17 protein-coding genes and 1 pseudogene are annotated in these 17,253 nt (G+C 51.3%); 12 read left to right on the top strand and 6 right to left on the bottom strand.

All coding sequences use genetic code 11. From position 1 onward, the window contains the following. Positions 1 to 13: 13 nt before the first annotated feature. The gene (locus AC4IC4_RS12575; protein ID WP_491471244.1) at positions 14 to 1,630 is read left to right on the top strand and encodes a peptide ABC transporter substrate-binding protein; all 1,617 of its coding nucleotides are present in this window, start codon (positions 14 to 16) and stop codon (positions 1,628 to 1,630) included. An 87-nt stretch (positions 1,631 to 1,717) separates the two neighbouring features. Here the strand turns inward: AC4IC4_RS12575 and AC4IC4_RS12570 are convergent, their stop codons facing one another. The 4 genes from AC4IC4_RS12570 to AC4IC4_RS12555 all read right to left on the bottom strand — a co-directional run bounded on the left by AC4IC4_RS12570 (position 1,718) and on the right by AC4IC4_RS12555 (position 6,171). Continuing rightward, positions 1,718 to 2,284 (bottom strand): DJ-1/PfpI family protein, encoded by a 567-nt coding sequence (locus tag AC4IC4_RS12570; protein ID WP_491472823.1) that lies wholly within the window; start codon positions 2,282 to 2,284, stop codon positions 1,718 to 1,720. Positions 2,285 to 2,501: 217 nt separating this feature from the next. Beyond that, positions 2,502 to 2,642, bottom strand: a complete 141-nt coding sequence (locus tag AC4IC4_RS12565; protein WP_021240268.1) for an Ecr family regulatory small membrane protein — start codon at positions 2,640 to 2,642, stop codon at positions 2,502 to 2,504. 74 nt (positions 2,643 to 2,716) lie between these two features. Beyond that, positions 2,717 to 3,949, bottom strand: a complete 1,233-nt coding sequence (locus AC4IC4_RS12560; protein ID WP_032647511.1) for a sensor domain-containing diguanylate cyclase — start codon at positions 3,947 to 3,949, stop codon at positions 2,717 to 2,719. A 92-nt stretch (positions 3,950 to 4,041) separates the two neighbouring features. Then, positions 4,042 to 6,171, bottom strand: coding sequence for a putative bifunctional diguanylate cyclase/phosphodiesterase (locus AC4IC4_RS12555; RefSeq protein ID WP_491471243.1), 2,130 nt, complete (start codon positions 6,169 to 6,171; stop codon positions 4,042 to 4,044). Positions 6,172 to 6,627: 456 nt separating this feature from the next. On the opposite strand from AC4IC4_RS12555, the gene AC4IC4_RS12550 reads away from it, so the two are divergent. From AC4IC4_RS12550 to dbpA, 4 genes are all read left to right on the top strand, one after another. After that, positions 6,628 to 7,770 (top strand): methyl-accepting chemotaxis protein, encoded by a 1,143-nt coding sequence (locus AC4IC4_RS12550; protein WP_290093131.1) that lies wholly within the window; start codon positions 6,628 to 6,630, stop codon positions 7,768 to 7,770. A 155-nt stretch (positions 7,771 to 7,925) separates the two neighbouring features. Continuing rightward, complete coding sequence (gene zntB, locus AC4IC4_RS12545; RefSeq protein WP_024907164.1) at positions 7,926 to 8,909, top strand: zinc transporter ZntB; 984 nt, start codon at positions 7,926 to 7,928, stop codon at positions 8,907 to 8,909. A 273-nt stretch (positions 8,910 to 9,182) separates the two neighbouring features. Beyond that, positions 9,183 to 9,365: a proline-rich small protein YnaL gene (ynaL, locus tag AC4IC4_RS12540; RefSeq protein WP_071787463.1), complete on the top strand. Its 183-nt coding sequence runs from the start codon at positions 9,183 to 9,185 to the stop codon at positions 9,363 to 9,365. A 27-nt stretch (positions 9,366 to 9,392) separates the two neighbouring features. Then, a complete protein-coding gene (gene dbpA, locus AC4IC4_RS12535) occupies positions 9,393 to 10,766 on the top strand; it encodes an ATP-dependent RNA helicase DbpA (RefSeq protein ID WP_148769248.1) in 1,374 nt (457 codons plus the stop codon). A 42-nt stretch (positions 10,767 to 10,808) separates the two neighbouring features. Here the strand turns inward: dbpA and ttcA are convergent, their stop codons facing one another. Both ttcA and AC4IC4_RS12525 read right to left on the bottom strand, forming a co-directional pair. Continuing rightward, on the bottom strand, positions 10,809 to 11,744 hold the full coding sequence (gene ttcA, locus AC4IC4_RS12530; protein ID WP_024907166.1) for a tRNA 2-thiocytidine(32) synthetase TtcA: 936 nt from the start codon (positions 11,742 to 11,744) through the stop codon (positions 10,809 to 10,811). A 35-nt stretch (positions 11,745 to 11,779) separates the two neighbouring features. Next, positions 11,780 to 11,848, bottom strand: a pseudogene (locus AC4IC4_RS12525) (hypothetical protein); the annotation flags it as partial. Between the two features lie 141 nt (positions 11,849 to 11,989). On the opposite strand from AC4IC4_RS12525, the gene AC4IC4_RS12520 reads away from it, so the two are divergent. From AC4IC4_RS12520 to AC4IC4_RS12490, 7 genes are all read left to right on the top strand, one after another. Next, positions 11,990 to 12,304, top strand: coding sequence for a cupin domain-containing protein (locus tag AC4IC4_RS12520; RefSeq protein ID WP_491471242.1), 315 nt, complete (start codon positions 11,990 to 11,992; stop codon positions 12,302 to 12,304). A 289-nt stretch (positions 12,305 to 12,593) separates the two neighbouring features. Continuing rightward, a complete protein-coding gene (locus AC4IC4_RS12515; protein WP_491471241.1) occupies positions 12,594 to 14,117 on the top strand; it encodes an EAL domain-containing protein in 1,524 nt (507 codons plus the stop codon). A gap of 95 nt (positions 14,118 to 14,212) precedes the next feature. Beyond that, positions 14,213 to 14,557 (top strand): DUF1294 domain-containing protein, encoded by a 345-nt coding sequence (locus tag AC4IC4_RS12510; RefSeq protein WP_048991959.1) that lies wholly within the window; start codon positions 14,213 to 14,215, stop codon positions 14,555 to 14,557. Positions 14,558 to 14,629: 72 nt separating this feature from the next. Beyond that, positions 14,630 to 15,070, top strand: coding sequence for a VOC family protein (locus AC4IC4_RS12505; RefSeq protein WP_491471240.1), 441 nt, complete (start codon positions 14,630 to 14,632; stop codon positions 15,068 to 15,070). Between the two features lie 153 nt (positions 15,071 to 15,223). Next, positions 15,224 to 15,673 (top strand): hypothetical protein, encoded by a 450-nt coding sequence (locus tag AC4IC4_RS12500; RefSeq protein ID WP_491471239.1) that lies wholly within the window; start codon positions 15,224 to 15,226, stop codon positions 15,671 to 15,673. Between the two features lie 258 nt (positions 15,674 to 15,931). Further along, entirely contained in the window at positions 15,932 to 16,963 is a 1,032-nt protein-coding gene (locus AC4IC4_RS12495) for a methyltransferase (RefSeq protein ID WP_491471238.1), read from the top strand. A 90-nt stretch (positions 16,964 to 17,053) separates the two neighbouring features. Further along, positions 17,054 to 17,251: a hypothetical protein gene (locus tag AC4IC4_RS12490; RefSeq protein ID WP_023312007.1), complete on the top strand. Its 198-nt coding sequence runs from the start codon at positions 17,054 to 17,056 to the stop codon at positions 17,249 to 17,251. The last annotated feature ends 2 nt before the right edge of the window (positions 17,252 to 17,253 follow it).

The raw sequence follows: 17,253 nt of genomic DNA, 5'->3' as shown, positions 1-17,253 counted from the left end.
TAAAGGGGATCTTATGAAGCATCCTGTTTCGCGTCTTTTTACCGCACTGTGTCTGTGCGGGCTCTCTACACTCTCAAACGCTGCTGATGTGCCGCAGGGCACGGTACTGGCGCAAAAACAGGAGCTGGTCAGGCATATTAAAGACGAACCGGCTTCGCTCGATCCGGCAAAAGCGGTGGGGTTGCCCGAGATTCAGGTGATTCGCGATCTTTTCGAAGGGCTGGTGAATCAGAACGAGAAGGGGGAGCTCACTCCGGGCGTGGCGACGCGCTGGCAGAGCAACGATAACCGTATCTGGACGTTCACCCTGCGTGACAACGCGAAATGGTCTGACGGTACGCCCGTCACCGCGCAGGATTTTGTCTACAGCTGGCAGCGTCTGGTTGACCCGAAAACCACGTCTCCGTTTGCCTGGTTTGCGGCGCTGGCGGGTATCAACAACGCGCAGGCCATTATCGATGGTAAAGCGGCGCCTGACACCCTGGGCGTGACGGCGGTGGATGCCAGAACCTTACGCGTCCAGCTGGACAAACCGCTACCGTGGTTCAGTAACCTGACGGCAAACTTTGCCTTCTATCCGGTACAAAAAGCGAACGTTGAAAGCGGTAAAGAGTGGACGCGTCCGGGTGCCCTGGTGGGCAATGGCGCATACGTCCTGAACGACCGCGTGGTGAATGAAAAACTGGTTGTCGTTCCGAATACCCACTACTGGGACAATGCGAAAACTGTCCTGCAAAAAGTAACCTTCATTCCGATCAATCAGGAATCATCCGCCACCAAACGCTATCTGGCGGGGGATATTGATATCACTGAATCGTTCCCGAAAAACATGTATCAGAAGCTCCTGAAGGACATTCCGGGACAGGTGTATACGCCGCCTCAGCTCGGAACCTATTACTACGCGTTTAACACGCAAAAGGGCCCGACGGCCGATGCCCGGGTTCGTCTTGCCCTGAGCATGACCATCGATCGCCGCATTATGGCGGAGAAGGTATTAGGAACCGGTGAGAAGCCGGCCTGGCATTTCACTCCTGACGTGACGGCGGGCTTCACGCCTGAACCTTCACCGTTCGAGCAGATGTCGCAGCAGGAGCTGAATGCTCAGGCGAAAACCTTGCTCCAGGCCGCAGGTTACGGTCCTCAGCGTCCTTTGAAGTTGACCCTGCTGTACAACACCTCGGAAAACCACCAGAAAATCGCCATTGCGGTGGCGTCAATGTGGAAGAAAAATCTCGGTGCGGACGTCAAGCTGCAAAACCAGGAGTGGAAAACCTATATCGACAGCCGTAATACCGGTAATTTTGATGTGATCCGCGCGTCATGGGTAGGCGATTACAACGAGCCATCGACCTTCCTGTCCCTGCTGACCTCAACCCACAGCGGCAATATCTCGCGTTTCAATGACCCGGCTTACGATAAAATTATCCATCAGGCGACACTGGAAACCACGGCGAAAGCGCGTAATACGGATTACAACATGGCGGAGAAAATCCTCATGGAGAAAGCGCCCATCGCGCCAATTTATCAGTACACCAATGGTCGTTTGATTAAGCCCTGGGTGAAAGGCTACCCCATCAATAACCCGGAAGACGTGGCGTATAGCCGGACAATGTATATTGAGAAGCACTGACGTTTGGTGAGAACTGGCGCATTATCGCGCCAGTTCTGCAATATGCGATACCGCTTCATTCGTTATGCGTGGCCTGATACCCGGTCTCTATGATTCTAACAGCGCACTAAACTTCGCCAGCCACTGCGGATGCGCGGGCCAGGCGGGAGCCGTCACCAGGTTGCCGTCTACGTGGGCCTGATCGATGCCGATAGTGGCGTAGTGTCCTCCGGCGAGGCGCACCTCAGGCGCGCAGGCCGGGTAGGCGCTACAGGTTCGTCCTTTCAGGATACCTGCGGCAGCGAGCAGCTGCGGGCCGTGGCACACTGCCGCAATCGGCTTACGCGCGGCGTCAAATGCCTGCACCAGCTTTAACACGTCCTCATTTAGCCGCAGATACTCGGGCGCTCTCCCGCCGGGGATGAGCAGCGCGTCGTAATCCTGTTCCTTTACGGTGGAAAAATCGGCGTTGAGGGTAAAGCGGTGACCGGGTTTTTCGCTATAGGTCTGGGCGCCGTCAAAGTCATGGATTGCCGTCATGATGTAGTCGCCCTTTGGTTTGTCGGGACAGACTGCATCTACCTGATGGCCAATCATCTGCAAAGCCTGAAAAGGCACCATGGTTTCGTAATCTTCGGCGTAGTCGCCAACCAGCATCAGGATCTTCCTGCTCATCATTCCTCACCTTTTTCAATAAAGATGATAAAGATATAGCCTGGCGTGGCTGAATTGCCGGAAATAAAAAAGCCCGTTAGAGCACGGGCAACATAAGCAAATGAATAAGTGATTCGTTATCAACGTTGTTGGAGGATAACGCCGCGTATTTTACGCGGCTGTAAGGGAAGCAGATACCTGACATATTCGGTAGGTGAAACAAGCGATTAAACGTGCGTTACGGTGCGTCGAAGGTCGGGTAAAGGCTATTTTCAAGGAATTCGACGAGATACCAGATCTCACCGCTAAAAATAAACCAGAAGCCAAATATAATAAGGAGTAAAATAATTAAGGTGAGTATTATTTCTGTTTTTCCCATTGCAGCTTTAACCCACCTGAAGCTAATTGATTCGAGGTGGGCATTGTAGCGGGGCTTTACTGGATACTCCAGTTTCATGCAGCAAGGACTTTATTGCGTCCGTCATTTTTAGCGCGATACAGGGCATCGTCCACACGCTTAAACAGCTCATCAATACTCTCCCCCTGATCGTGCCGCGCCACGCCAATGCTGACGGTAAACCGCGGTAAGCCCGGAATCGTAATGCGGGCTACGGCTGCACGGATCGACTCGGCAATCTGCAACGCGGTGTCGAGAGAAGTGCGCGGCAGCAGAATTACGAACTCTTCGCCACCCCAGCGGAACACCATGTCGCCCTCCCGACTACAGGCTTCGAGCGTTCGCGAGAGGGCGATAAGCACCTCATCACCTTTCAGATGACCGAACAGATCGTTAATATTTTTGAAATGGTCGGTATCCACCAGCAGCAGGCTAAATTGCTGTTGCGCAGGAAGATAATTGAGGCTGTTTTGGTCGGTAATGGCATAGAACTGGCGCCGGTTGAGTAGCCCGGTCATGGAGTCACGTAACGCCGCATGCTCCAGCTCCTGCTCCAGCCTTTTCTGCTCGGTGATATCGTGAATGATGCACAGCATCAGCTTGTCGCCGTAGATCTCAATGGGCCCGGCATACGTCTGAACGTGGCGGGTGGATCCATCGGCCAGGCGGTGAACAAAATTGAGCGGCTTATGACCACCGGGCAGCGCGGCAATCGCCGTCATAATGGGCATCACATCCCGCCCCAGGGTATTAATTTCCCAGGTATGCTTACTGCACATGTCGTCGTGTGAATAGCCATAAAAATTGAGTGCGGCCAGATTCGCATCGACGATTTGACCATCGCGGGCAGGATCGATCAGCAGCATCGGGGCGCTGTTGGTCAGAAAAAAGCGCGCGTAAAATCCCTGTTTTTTCCGCCGGTAGGTGGCGGAACGGCTGGCCTTCAATCCTGAGAGTAATTGTGGTGAGGTCCCCTCGAAAACAATCACGTCACCCCAGGGGGCGTAGTGGGCAAGCGAGAGACGACAGCTTAACGGCGTATCCTGGCCATCCCAGCTGATTGTCCAGATTTCGACGATCTCCTGCTCTGTTTTCAGTTCAGGTACATACATCGACAGGAGGAGTTGCGCATTCGCAGAATAGGTGCCTTTGCGAAGGTCATCGAGCGTTTTATCCCCCATGACCTGGGTTGCGGCCACATTCGCAAAAATGATCTGTTCCGACACGGGTGAAATGAGCCACACGGGTGTTTTAATTACATTCAACGCATCAAAACAAGGTTGCGACATAGGCATTTCCTGTTCATTGGCACACTGTGGCTGACATGTATGACAGAATTGACTCGCGTGTACTGCTTTGAAACATACTCCACTTCATCCCGTCAGGCATGATTTTTTTGTGAAGCAAATGCATTTTCCGAATGAATTTTACCAATTGGTATAATTTGTTTGTCCGAGTTTATTTGCAGCAGCAGCCACGGTACCTGTTCGGCAGGTAAGGGGCGGGAGAAAAGGTACCCCTGCAGATAATCGCAGCCGAGACGGGTGAGGATCGCCTGTTGTTCTTCCGTTTCGATCCCTTCTGCCACCACATTCATTTCCATGGTCCGGGCGATACTGATGATGGTTTCAACCAGCTTGTAGCTTTTTTCATTTTCCAGCATCGAGGTTACGAAGCTTCTGTCGATCTTAAGTTCTTTAGCCGGAAGCACGCTCAGCATCAGCAGGTTGGAATAGCCCGTACCGAAATCATCAATCGAGACGGTGATCCCTGCGTGATTAAACGTATTGAGCAACTCAATGCTGCGGTCGAGATTTTTAAGCGCGGTGCTCTCCGTTACCTCAAGGATCAGCCGGGACGGAGACAGGTTATATTTTTCCAGCATCGACGAGATGATAGGGAAAATGTCCGGCTGTTCGAACTGGACGGGGGATAGGTTGAGCGACAACGTCCACTGGCTGAACCCTTGTTCAGTCCAGAAATGCAGCTGCCGGCATGCCGCTTCAATGGCCCAGTTGCCCACCGGGATAACTAAGCCGGTTTGTTCGAGCGAGGGGATAAACAGACCAGGCAGCACAACGCCTTGCTCAGGATGCCGCCAGCGCAGAAGGGCTTCAAAACCATGAATGGTTTTCTCTCCCGCATGCCAGGTGGGCTGGTACCACAGTTCAAACTGATCGCGTTCAAGCGCCTGAGAAAGTTCCTGCAGGAATCCGGGTTTCGCCGGGATCGCTGTTGACATCTCGGACTGATAAATCGCCCAGCCGTTGCGCCCATCGTCTTTGACATGATGTAAGGCTGCATCCGCCTTAAGTTTGAGCTCGTGCAGCGTTTCGCCATCGCGAGGATAGAGGCTGACGCCCGCGCTGATTGTCGTGCTCAACGTATGTCCGCAAACAGACAGAGGGCGTCGTACATCCCCGAGCAGTGAAGTGAGCAGGGCGTTGAGCTTGTCGTCATCACATTCCGGCACCAGCAGGATAAAGGCGTCTCCTCCCAGTCTTGCCAGGGTCATCTCACGCGTGAGTCGGGCCGTGATGCGCTGTGCGACGGTGATCAATAACTCATCGCCGACGCTGTGACCCCAGGTATCGTTGACGCGTTTGAAATGATCGACGTTCAGGAAAATGACGGCAAATTGCCTGTTACTCAGCAACGCACTGCGCAGGCAGTCCTGCATACGGAGATCCATCTGGTGGCGATTCGCGAGTCCGGTGAGCGCGTCAAAGCGCGCCTGTAGCTCAAGCTGCCGATTGAGTTGCCGCAGATTGTCCGTCAGCCGGCCGGTGCGTCGGTGAGAATCGACAAGGGAAATAATTAACATCACGCCAAGCAGGCAGAGCGTGGTGACCGAAACCCAGATGGATAACCCCAGTTCGCCGATCCCGCCGGGGAGGGTATGCGACATTTCCGGGTAATGCGCGGCACTCATGCCGGTATAGTGCATCGCACAAATGGCGGCGGCCATGACCAGGGCCGCGAGAAGACGATCGATAAAGACGCCTTTGTGTTTATCTCGCAGACGGAAAGCCAGCCACAGCGCCGTGCCGGAAGCCACCACGGCAATGACCACGGACAACCCCACAATACGGCGATCCCAGATGATGCTGCCATCCAGCATCAGGGCCGCCATACCGATGTAGTGCATAGACACCACGCCAGCGCTCAGGATAGCCGTGGCGAGGATCAGTCGAAAGGAAGAGCGTTTTTTGCCCACGACGGCAATGTTCAGAGACGTGGTCGATGCAACCACCGCGGCGCCCAGTGACGCAAGGGTTAACCAGAGGTCGTAGCTCATCATCATGGGCATTTGCATCGACAGCATGCCGATAAAGTGCATCGACCAAATGCCAATGCCCAGCGTAACCCCACCGGCAATACGCCAGAACAGGGCAGCCTTTCGGCTGGAAAGGGGGATCTTTCCGGCGCTGTCCAGCGCAACAAAGGAGGCGATAAACGCCACCAGATAAGATATAGCGATTAACACAGGGTCCCACGATATATTGAGCATTATGCAATCCCACGCCTGAGAGGGTTACCGATTTCGCCTGCCGGGTACATCTTTATCGGGCAACGAACATGCGCATTCAAACCATATTAGTTATTTATCGTGAAAAATGACCAGTCATATTAATACTCTAAAACTTATTAAGAATATAAAATATATTCCATTGTTAATGTATTAAGCATTGCTAAACAAAAACGAATAAAAGTAGCAAAGCTCCTTAAATATGAGGGCGATCGTATCGTCTCACCGCGGGCGATACTATCGCTTAAGATGGCGAGAGACTAGTATCACAGCATCCTGCGCAGAACATTTTCACTAATACACTCTTTTTGTCTGACTTAAGACAAATCTCAGGATGCTAACTGCGAAAAAACAAACCCGTGAAGTTTGCGAGGAAAAACGTCTGAGCCAATGCTATAAGTCTTAATGCCGACCAAAATATAAAACGTGGGTATTATCATGCTAAAAAATATTAGTGTCAGGACCTTTATTATTGGGTTCCTTTTATCTCTTTTTTTGGTGAATGCAGGTGTCGTTGTTCTATTTTCCAGCAATCCTTCTCTCTTTATTTCGCTTAATGTCATCAACTTCATTGCGCTATTTTTGCTCTGGGTCTATATGACGAAGTATCTTGTGACGCCGATCAATACGGTGAAGAAGAGTATTGAAGAGGTGACAGCAGGTAATCTTGGTGTCTCTATCCCTGAATTTGGCAATAACTGTGCCGGCCGACTCATCCCGGGGATAAACAGCCTCTCCGGCAACATTGCGACGCTGGTGCGCGAGATCAGGGCGTCGTCGCAAACCGCGATGACCTTATCGGATCAACTCTCGGCACGTAGCGCTCAGCTTTCGGTGAAAACCGAGCAGCAGTCTGCGTCTTTAGTGCAAACCGCAGCCAGCATGGAGCAAATGGCTGCGAGTACCAAAAACAATGCCGATAACACCCGCCTGGCGAGTGAACAGGCTAATGTGGCGACGCTGCAGGCGCGCAAGGGCGGGGAGCTGATGGGGCAGGTCGCCAACAATATGCAGTCCATTACCGAATGCGCCCAGCAGATGACGGAGATTATTTCGTTGATTGACGGCATTGCGTTCCAGACCAATATTCTGGCGCTCAACGCGGCCGTTGAGGCGGCAAGGGCGGGCGATCATGGAAAAGGTTTTTCTGTCGTTGCGGAAGAGGTCAGAAACCTGGCACACCGCAGCGCAGAGGCCGCGAAGAATATCAAAGCGCTGATTGAAGTTACCAGCAGTAACGTCACGCAGGGCGCTACCGTTGTTTCGCAGGCAGAGAAGAATATGCATGAAATCGTGACGGGCTCAGGGAATGTCAGTCGCTTGATGGACGACATTTCCGCGTCGACGTCAGAGCAGGAAAAAGGCATTTCTCAGATCACGCTGGCGCTTTCGGAGCTGGAGCGGGTCACGCAAAGCAACGTTGCGATGGCTGAGGAACTCAACGGATCCTCTGATGTCCTGCGCAATCAGGTCATTGAGCTGCAGGCCCGCACGCGTAATTTCAGACTTGACCAGGGCTCTTCTTCCTCATTACCAGGCGGCTCGCCATCCTTCTTCCAGCGGCCAGAGCACTCACTCTGACTGAATCTCAAAGCCTGGTATGCCAGGCTTTTTTTACGCCTCTGTCCAGCATGTACATTTCCTGAACGATATCAGCGCGATGGGAGACATAGTTGTTGCTTAACCCCCGATGGACGCTAGACTGACACCAAAAGAGCTTAAAAGGTGGAGGCGCTGTGGAAAGCATTAAAGGATCTGAACTTAACGTTCCTGACGCAGTTTTTGCGTGGGTGCTGGACGGCCGCGGCGGTGCGCGACCGCTGGAAGATAATGATGTGATCGACAGTGCGCATCCCTGCTGGCTACATCTGAACTATACCCACCCGGACAGCGCTGACTGGCTCGCTTCGACCCCACTCTTGCCTAATAACGTGCGCGATGCGCTGGCGGGTGAAAGCCTGCGGCCGCGCGTGAGCCGAATGGGGGACGGTACGCTGATCACCCTGCGCTGCATTAACGGCAGCACGGATGAACGTCCGGATCAGCTGGTTGCGATGCGGGTATATATGGACGATGGACTTATTGTCTCCACCCGACAGCGTAAAGTCCTGGCGCTGGATGACATCGTAAACGATCTGAAAGAGGGCACCGGACCGATCGACTGCGGCAGCTGGCTGGTGGACGTCTGTGACGCGCTTACCGATCACGCGAGCGAATTTATCGAAGAACTGCACGACAAAATCATCGACCTGGAAGATAACCTGCTCGATCAGCAGATCCCGCCGCGCGGTTTTCTGGCCCTGTTGCGTAAGCAGCTAATTGTGATGCGCCGCTATATGACGCCGCAGCGCGACGTGTACGCGCGTCTTGCCAGCGAAAGACTCGCCTGGATGAATGACGATCAGCGACGCAGAATGCAGGATATTGCCGACAGGCTGGGGCGCGGGCTGGACGAGATTGATTCCTGTATTGCCAGAACGGCGGTGATGGCGGACGAGATCGCACAGGTGATGCAGGAGTCGCTGGCGAGAAGAACCTACACGATGTCCCTGATGGCGATGGTCTTTTTGCCCAGCACGTTTCTTACCGGGCTGTTTGGCGTAAACCTGGGCGGTATCCCGGGCAATGCCTATCGCTATGGTTTTACCGCGTTTTGCGTCATGTTAGTTGTTTTGATAGGCGGTGTTGCATGGTGGTTGCATCGTAGTAAATGGCTGTAAATTTACGCTTTTTCCAGCTTTTACCGGGATCAAAACGCTCTTTTAATTGAGCGAAGTCAATAAACATCTACCCCGTAAGGTGCAATATTACTCCCGCAGGTGAATGCAACGTCAAGCGATGGGCGTTGCGCTCCATATTGTCTTACTTCCTTTTTTGAATTACTGCATAGCACAATTGATTCGTACGACGCCGACTTCATAGTCGGCTTTTTTTTGCCTCCTGATTCTCAACGTCTACCCTAAAAGGGACGACAGTAAATTATGGAGGGAATGATGAGCATCCTGAACGCTCTGCTACTGCAACAATCGCGTCAATCCGATCCTATCCCCAGCGATCCGGTGCCCATGCCCGATCCCATCCCGCGCCCGCAGCCGATGCCCGACCCGCCGCCCGATGAAGAACCGATTAAATTGTCGCATCGAACCGCGAGATCTGCGAGGATACGCGCCATCTGACTGCAAAGATGACCACGAGAGACTATTGTGACCGCTTTTTCTACCCTGAATGTTTTGCCCGCTGCCCAGCTCGATAACCTCAACGAGCTGGGATACCTCACGATGACGCCTGTTCAGGCGGCCGCGTTGCCTGCCATCCTCGAGGGCCGTGACGTGCGCGTACAGGCGAAAACGGGCAGCGGGAAAACGGCGGCATTCGGCCTCGGCCTGTTGCAGCATATCGATGCGGCACTTTTTCAGACCCAGTCTCTGGTGCTGTGCCCGACCCGCGAACTGGCAGATCAGGTTGCGGGTGAACTGCGTCGCCTGGCGCGTTTCCTGCCCAATACCAAGATTTTAACCCTCTGCGGCGGACAGCCGTTTGGCGCGCAGCGTGATTCACTCCAGCATGCGCCGCACATTATTGTCGCCACGCCTGGCCGCCTGCTCGATCATCTGCAAAAAGGCACCGTCTCGCTGGATGCGTTACAAACGCTGGTGATGGATGAGGCAGACAGGATGCTGGATATGGGCTTCAGCGATGCGATTGACGAGGTGATCCGTTTCGCACCTGCCGATCGCCAGACGCTGCTGTTCTCCGCAACCTGGCCGGACGCTATCGCCGCCATCAGTGGCCGCGTGCAGAAAAATCCACTCACCATTGAAATCGACAGCGTAGATGCGCTGCCCGCTATCGAGCAGCAGTTCTTTGAAACCTCGCAGCAGGGGAAAATTCCGCTCCTGCAGAAGTTGCTAAGCCAGCATCAGCCGGCCTCCTGCGTGGTGTTCTGTAATACCAAAAAAGACTGTCAGTCGGTCTGTGATACCCTCAATGCCGCCGGGCAGAGCGCACTGTCGCTGCATGGCGATCTGGAACAGCGCGATCGCGATCAGACGCTGGTTCGATTCGCTAACGGCAGCGCCCGTATTCTCGTCGCAACCGACGTCGCTGCGCGCGGTCTGGATATTAAATCCCTTGAGCTGGTGGTGAACTTTGAGCTGGCGTGGGATCCTGAAGTGCACGTGCACCGTATTGGCCGTACCGCACGTGCAGGAAACAGCGGTCTGGCGATCAGCCTCTGCGCACCGGAAGAGGCGCAGCGCGCCAATATTCTCTCTGAGATGCTGCAGATGAAGCTGAACTGGATGAATGCACCTGCTGGCGTCAGCCTGGTACCGCTTGAAGCCGAAATGGCGACGCTTTGCATTGATGGCGGTAAAAAAGCCAAGATGCGTCCAGGTGACGTATTAGGCGCGCTGACCGGGGATGTGGGTCTGGACGGAGCGGATATCGGTAAGATTGCAGTTCATCCGGCGCATGTCTACGTAGCGGTTCGCCAGGCTGTGGCCCATAAGGCATGGAAGCAGCTGCAGAACGGGAAAATCAAGGGTAAAACCTGTCGCGTACGTCTGCTGAAATAAAGCATCAAGCGTCTCAGAAGATGTTTCTGAGACGCTACTCGCTTACTTCACTTCAAGCACGTTCAGACGAAGCTCTTCAAACTGATTGTCATCGTCTTCCGGCTGCCAGCCGGCTGGCTGCATGGGAATATCTTCCCGGTCAAACGCCAGATCGCCGCCATTCACCACGTCTGAGTCATGGTTAATGCCTTTGAAGTCGAACAGTTCTACATCCGCGAGATGGGAAGGGACAACGTTCTGCATCGCGCTGAACATAGTTTCGATACGACCCGGATAACGCTTATCCCAGTCGCGCAGCATGTCGCCAATCACCTGACGCTGCAGGTTCGGCTGAGAGCCGCAAAGGTTACATGGAATGATCGGGAACCCTTTAGCCTGAGAAAAACGCTCAATGTCTTTTTCACGACAGTAGGCAAGCGGGCGGATCACAATGTGTTTACCGTCATCGCTCATCAGTTTAGGCGGCATGCCTTTCATTTTGCCGCCGTAGAACATATTGAGGAACAGCGTTTGCAGGATATCGTCGCGGTGATGGCCCAGCGCAATTTTGGTCGCGCCCAGCTCCGTCGCGGTACGATACAGAATGCCGCGGCGCAGGCGAGAGCACAGAGAGCAGGTAGTTTTCCCTTCCGGGATTTTCTCTTTCACAATACCGTATGTATTTTCTTCGACGATTTTGTACTCAACGCCCAGCTTCTCGAGGTATTCCGGCAGAATGTGCTCCGGAAAACCCGGCTGCTTCTGGTCAAGGTTGACCGCCACCAGGGAAAATTTCACCGGCGCACTTTGCTGAAGATTACGCAGGATCTCCAGCATGGTGTAGCTGTCTTTACCCCCTGACAGGCAAACCATGATGCGGTCGCCTTCTTCAATCATATTGAAGTCTGCAATGGCTTCGCCCACGTTACGGCGCAGTCGCTTTTGCAGTTTATTCAGGTTGTATTGCTCTTTTTTGTTAATCTCTTGATTCTCTTGCATTGAGTACTACCTTCGGAGCCAGCAGGGGCAAAAATTGTATGCCGCGTATGGTACGGATTCCGGCGGCGAATACCAGCACGTTTTGCAGCGAGGTTATATCTGGCGTTGCAACGCTGTCAGCGTGCGCTGTGGTTTCAAGACCTCCTATAGCATATTACTCGTCCTGGTTTTCCATATTTGTTCTATGACGGGAGGAAACTTGTATGGCATAAGAGCGTTAAACGAAAATCAAAAGGAATGACGTTATGTCGCTATATGACCTCAAAACCGAAGCACTTGCATTACCGGAGGCCTGGCACTCTCATGTATTAGGCCGCATTGGAACTTCGAATCTCAAAGTTTTACGCATGGATGAACGCTCAGTGATTGAAGAGGTTCATGAGTATGACGAGGGGTTACTGGTCATTGATGGACGTCTGGAGTTGAGCGTGAAGGGTAAAAAAATCTCTGTAACGTCTGGACAACTTTATGTAGCCAAAGCTGGCACTCCCCATACGGTAGAAACAGGCAGTTTTGGCACACTGGTTATCATTGATTTACCAGAAACGGAAGTGGCCTAACGTTAAGCGGTTTGCGATGAAGTGTCAGGGTATCGTTCTGATCTGGTTCTCAGTCTACCTGAAATTAATGAAAACGTATCAGCAGGGCTGCCATTCGGTGGCCTTTTATGTTTCCCCTCGATTATGTCGTTTATTGCGCCATGGAAGCAGACCAAATATTCGGGGCTGAATGAAAATTTTCGACGCCTGACATGGTAATTATTATGTTATCTACCATGATTAAGGCGATGACAATTCAATCACTTCAGCATCGCTGAAGTGGTTACTTCACTCTAATCGAGAACCCTAAATGCGCCATGCATCTATCCCCGTAGCTGCAGCCACGGCAATATTTTTGCTGGGCGTTTTTATCATCAATTTACAGGTTTGGTATTCTGCACGGACTGACAGCCTTGCAGGGGCGCACTATGTCGTGCGGAACATGAACGTCATTCTTAAAGAAGCCCGTCATGCGACCCAGATAGCAATGCAGCTTGCTGAGAATGAGTGTGATGCTGAAGGGCAGTATCGGCTCGGTACTGAGGCGGCATTACAACCACATCTGAGAACGATCGTTATTCTGAAACAAGATGCGGTCTGGTGCTCCTCTTTACCGGGAAATCGCGTGTTGTTGGTTAACGGCTCAGCGCTGCCTCAGGCATCATTGCTACTCGTTCCATCGAAAAGTACGGTCAACGGCCTGCCGGTTCTCTTATTCCAGACAAACCATGCCGGAAGCCGAATCATGGTGAGCATCAGTGACAGCCATATCCGGGATGCATTGAATATGCCATTACGCGGCGTGGCGTATTCACTGCAAGTCGGCAATCGTCGTTTAGGCCAATCCGGCGATGTGTTGACGGCACCCCATGCAAACAAAGATGTACTGACGGTAAAAGACGCTGATTATCCCTTCGCGATTCAATTTAACGCTCCGCCTCTTTTTAGCCTGACGAGATTATTCGACCAGGCCGGTGGGGTGTTGTTATTTCTGTTGCTCATTTCCTCTCTTCCTGCTTATCTTTTGCAGCGATACCTCTCTAAGGATATTTCGCCTGAGGAATCGCTGCGTACTGCCATCTACAGAAATGAAATTATTCCCTATTACCAACCCGTCGTGAGCGGAAAAGAGGGCACCTTGCGTGGTGTAGAAGTGCTGGCCAGATGGAAGCATCCGCAATCGGGGTTTATTTCTCCCGCCTCCTTTATTCCTCTCGCTGAAAAATCAGGGTTAATTATTCCGTTAACTCAAAGTTTAATGAGACAGGTTGCAAAGCAGATGAATTCTATTTCAACATTGCTGCCAGAAGGGTTCCACGTAGGGATGAACTTCAGCGCTTCTCATATCGTTGCGTCCACCTTTGTTGAAGAGTGTCTCCACTACAAACACAGTTTTATTCAACAGGATCTTAATCTTGTCGTTGAGGTGACCGAGCGCGAACCGCTCCACATCGATGAACATCTCGTTAAGACCCTGAATGAGCTGCATAACAACGGATTTGCTATTGCCCTGGATGACTTTGGTACGGGATACTCAGGTCTATCCTATCTGCAAGCGCTTCATATTGATTACATTAAAATCGACCAAAGCTTTGTTGCCAGGGTTAACGCGAATGAGGATTCAACGTTGATCCTGGATTCGGTGCTGGAGTTGGCAAAAAAACTATCAATTAGCATCGTGGCGGAAGGTGTTGAAACAGAAGAGCAGCTTGATTACCTCACGCGCAATCATATCCGTTTTTTACAGGGCTTTTTCTTCTATAAACCTCTTCCTTTCAAGGAACTGCTCAAAGTTCTCCTGTCGAAGCCAAAAGTTAAAGTGAGGGTGGAATGAGGTTTAACCCGCTATCAGCGTTTCACCCTGAAACATTTCTAAGATAGCGTATAATCCCTCTTCCAAAACCGCTCAACAACCCACTGGCTTGTGCTATGACCCTCAATCGCTTTTGTTACTTACTCCTGATCTTTGCTGCGATCGGTAGCTTTCTGGCCTCGAATCCTGTGGTGATGTGGTTTCTGCTGATCAATGTGCTGACGTTGGCTCTGTATGGCGCTGATAAAATGGCGGCGCGTAAAGGGATGCGCAGGGTACCGGAAGCTACATTGCTGGTATTTGGCGTGACAGGAGGTTGGCCTGGCGCCATTGTGGGCCAGCAGCTTTTTCGCCATAAAACCCAAAAGCAGCCCTTCAAAACCTACTTTTTTTTAAGCGTCGTGGTCAGCATCGGCATGATGGCGGTGCTTTACCATTTCTCTCCTGTTTCTTCTTTATGAACGTATTGACATCAAGTTAACTTGAGCTTTTAAGATGCCAGCACCACGTTGATAAGGGAGTAACATCTTAAAATGAAAGAGATTGATGTAGGTTTCACTCATGTCGCGTTTATGGTCAGAGACCTGGAAAAGAGTATTGCCTTCTATCGTCGCTATGCCGGTATGGAGGTCATTCATTTGCGTGAACCCGATATGCCTGATGCAAGAAAAGTGGCATGGCTTAGCGACCATACTCGTCCTTTTGCACTTGTTCTTGTACAGGCCGATACCGTGACCGATACGCCGCTGGGTAGCTTCGGGCATCTGGGTATTGCCTGCGCGACCCGCGAAGAAATTGACAGAAAAACCGCGATGGCCACCGCTGAAGGCGTGCTAAGGAAAGCGCCTGAGAACGTAGGCGATCCCGTCGGCTACTATGTCTTTTTTGCCGATCCCGATGGAAATACGTTAGAGCTGTCATTTGGACAGCGTGTCGGTCTGGAAGCGATTCGAACGATGAATCAGGATAAATAACGCGGGTAAACGTCCGGAACGAAGAAATGGGGCGCATCGCACGTCGTTAATTAATCCTCCATCACTGCCAATAGTAGTAGGACTATTCTTAAGTGGTTGCTGTTTTTTGCACAATCTGAATAATACGTGCAACAACAAGGAAGACAACATCCCATGAAAATAAATTCTATTATACTGGCAGTGCTGTCTGTCTTTTCTGCACCTTCCTGGTCTGCTTTTCAGGAACGGGAATATAATACCTGGTATATGAAAAATGCGGTGCTTTACGATATGACGCAGACCTCGGAAGGTTATCCCGTCATGGTGAGTGTATCCCAGCCTGGTAGAAAATCCGCTAATTTGCTGGTGTCATATATTACGGAAGGGCGCTGTAGTGGGAATAAGCTGCCGCTCAATGTGAATGGTAAAGTCCTGCCCGCCAAATATGATTGTGTTCAGATAGGGCAGAACAGAATTGAACATTTTTCAGTGGTAGATGCGGACAGCGTCAATGGCATGGTGACGCATTTGAAATCTGATTTCACTATTCTCCTGCAAAACGATATCAAAATTTGGGCGGCAAATATCAAAACGCCAAAATACGGGCTGACGCCGAGATTCTAACGATGAAATGTCTGTCTCGCGACAGGTATTATTTCTATCATGGTAATCATTTATGAAATAATAGTGTCGTGGTGTTATTAATCAAAGTAAGGAGTAAGTGGCCCTGTTTTTTTACGTATTGAAATGGACTGTATGCTAAACGGTACGAAACCGCACAAATAATCCTTTCTGACATTATGGATAAAGCTCACTACCAGACTTACGCTTGCTAGCGGCGTTTTAGTTGTTCAGCACATCTTTACTGGTAAGGAGCAGAAAATGTCGCAACGTAATAGTCTGGATTTACTAAGCCGTAAAGAGGGAATGTGTCTGTTAGAGCAAAGCATGGGTTTTGTCTGGCAGGCAGCACTTCGGGCGGTCGCGGTATTAGGGGTCGCAGATCGTCTGGTTGAAGGAAAAAAATCCGTTACGCAACTGGCGGAGGAGCTTAATGTCGATGGCGACTACCTTCATCGGATCATGCGCTTATTGTCCTCTCGCGGGGTGTTCAACGAATTATCTGAAGCTGAATACAGTCTTAGCCATTCAGCACAGTTCCTCTGTTCTGAGCATGAATTTTCCTTGCGTGCGGCGGTGCTCATGCTGACAGACCCAACATTCTGGCAGCCAGCGGCTAAAATGGATGAAATATTGCAAGGCAAACCTGTTTTTAATGATTTGTTTGGCAAGCCTTTTTACGACTACTGGCAGCATGATGACACGATGACTGACAGCAACATTTTTCATGCGGGTATGGCCTCTATGTCATCCGTAGAGAATGAAGTCATCGCAGATAGCTATTCGTTCCCTCAAAACGCTGTCGTTGCCGATATCGCCGGTGGGCTGGGTAACTTATTGTTGGCCGTTTTACGTCGAAATCCGACCTTAACGGGGATCCTCTTCGATCAAAAAGACGTGCTTGAGCGGAATCGACTGCACCTGTTAAAGGATAATCGTCGATGGGAGACCGTTGAGGGCAGCTTTTTTGAAGCCTGTCCTGTAGCGGACATTTACCTGCTTAAATATATTTTGATGGACTGGCCTGATGAGAAAGCCATTCAGATCCTTCAATGCTGCAGAAAGGCTATGAAAGAAAACTCCCGGCTATTAGTTTTTGAGCCGCTTATTAAAAAAGAAAATAATGAACAGGGACGATTTGAAATTGACCTTCTTCTGTTAACCAGTTTTGATGGAGGACGGGCACGAACAGAGTCTGAGTATCAGGCCTTGTTTGAACAGACCAATCTTAAGTTGAACAAAATAATAGACACCCGTTCGTATCTGTCGATTTTAGAAGTCGTACCTGTCTGAACTGTTTAAATAATATTCACAGAGCATGTGTCCGGCATTCCGTTTTACCGTATTCCTGCTACGCTTGTTTGTTGTACCAGGAGCATGAATATGAAAAACAAAGATGAACAAACCGGTTTAGTGGGGCTGGCGATTGGGGCCGCCGTTATTGGGCTGGTTTCAGCGCAAAAACCGATCCATCGCAACAGTATCGTTGATGAGCTGGTCAGGCTGGGCAGGCAAAAAGGCGATGGTGTAGAAGACGAGGTTTTCGTGAAAGCCGCCGAGCTGGTGAGAAAAGGGGTATAGCC

The sequence above is a fragment of the Enterobacter sp. Taxon_2 genome, from assembly GCF_058355295.1.
Note: the sequence above shows the minus strand (reverse complement) of the source record. Positions and strands in the feature narration are given on the sequence as shown.

Excerpts from the sequence above, each read along its gene's own strand:
- AC4IC4_RS12505 (WP_491471240.1), top strand. The coding sequence starts at position 14,630 with ATGAAAGAGATTGATGTAGGTTTCACTCATGTCGCGTTTATGGTCAGA.
- ynaL (WP_071787463.1), top strand. The coding sequence starts at position 9,183 with ATGAGCATCCTGAACGCTCTGCTACTGCAACAATCGCGTCAATCCGAT.
- AC4IC4_RS12500 (WP_491471239.1), top strand. The coding sequence starts at position 15,224 with ATGAAAATAAATTCTATTATACTGGCAGTGCTGTCTGTCTTTTCTGCA.
- AC4IC4_RS12510 (WP_048991959.1), top strand. The coding sequence starts at position 14,213 with ATGACCCTCAATCGCTTTTGTTACTTACTCCTGATCTTTGCTGCGATC.
- AC4IC4_RS12555 (WP_491471243.1), bottom strand. The coding sequence starts at position 6,171 with ATGCTCAATATATCGTGGGACCCTGTGTTAATCGCTATATCTTATCTG.
- ttcA (WP_024907166.1), bottom strand. The coding sequence starts at position 11,744 with ATGCAAGAGAATCAAGAGATTAACAAAAAAGAGCAATACAACCTGAAT.
- AC4IC4_RS12490 (WP_023312007.1), top strand. The coding sequence starts at position 17,054 with ATGAAAAACAAAGATGAACAAACCGGTTTAGTGGGGCTGGCGATTGGG.
- AC4IC4_RS12570 (WP_491472823.1), bottom strand. The coding sequence starts at position 2,284 with ATGAGCAGGAAGATCCTGATGCTGGTTGGCGACTACGCCGAAGATTAC.
- AC4IC4_RS12565 (WP_021240268.1), bottom strand. The coding sequence starts at position 2,642 with ATGGGAAAAACAGAAATAATACTCACCTTAATTATTTTACTCCTTATT.
- AC4IC4_RS12560 (WP_032647511.1), bottom strand. The coding sequence starts at position 3,949 with ATGTCGCAACCTTGTTTTGATGCGTTGAATGTAATTAAAACACCCGTG.
- AC4IC4_RS12575 (WP_491471244.1), top strand. The coding sequence starts at position 14 with ATGAAGCATCCTGTTTCGCGTCTTTTTACCGCACTGTGTCTGTGCGGG.
- AC4IC4_RS12515 (WP_491471241.1), top strand. The coding sequence starts at position 12,594 with ATGCGCCATGCATCTATCCCCGTAGCTGCAGCCACGGCAATATTTTTG.
- AC4IC4_RS12520 (WP_491471242.1), top strand. The coding sequence starts at position 11,990 with ATGTCGCTATATGACCTCAAAACCGAAGCACTTGCATTACCGGAGGCC.
- AC4IC4_RS12550 (WP_290093131.1), top strand. The coding sequence starts at position 6,628 with ATGCTAAAAAATATTAGTGTCAGGACCTTTATTATTGGGTTCCTTTTA.
- AC4IC4_RS12495 (WP_491471238.1), top strand. The coding sequence starts at position 15,932 with ATGTCGCAACGTAATAGTCTGGATTTACTAAGCCGTAAAGAGGGAATG.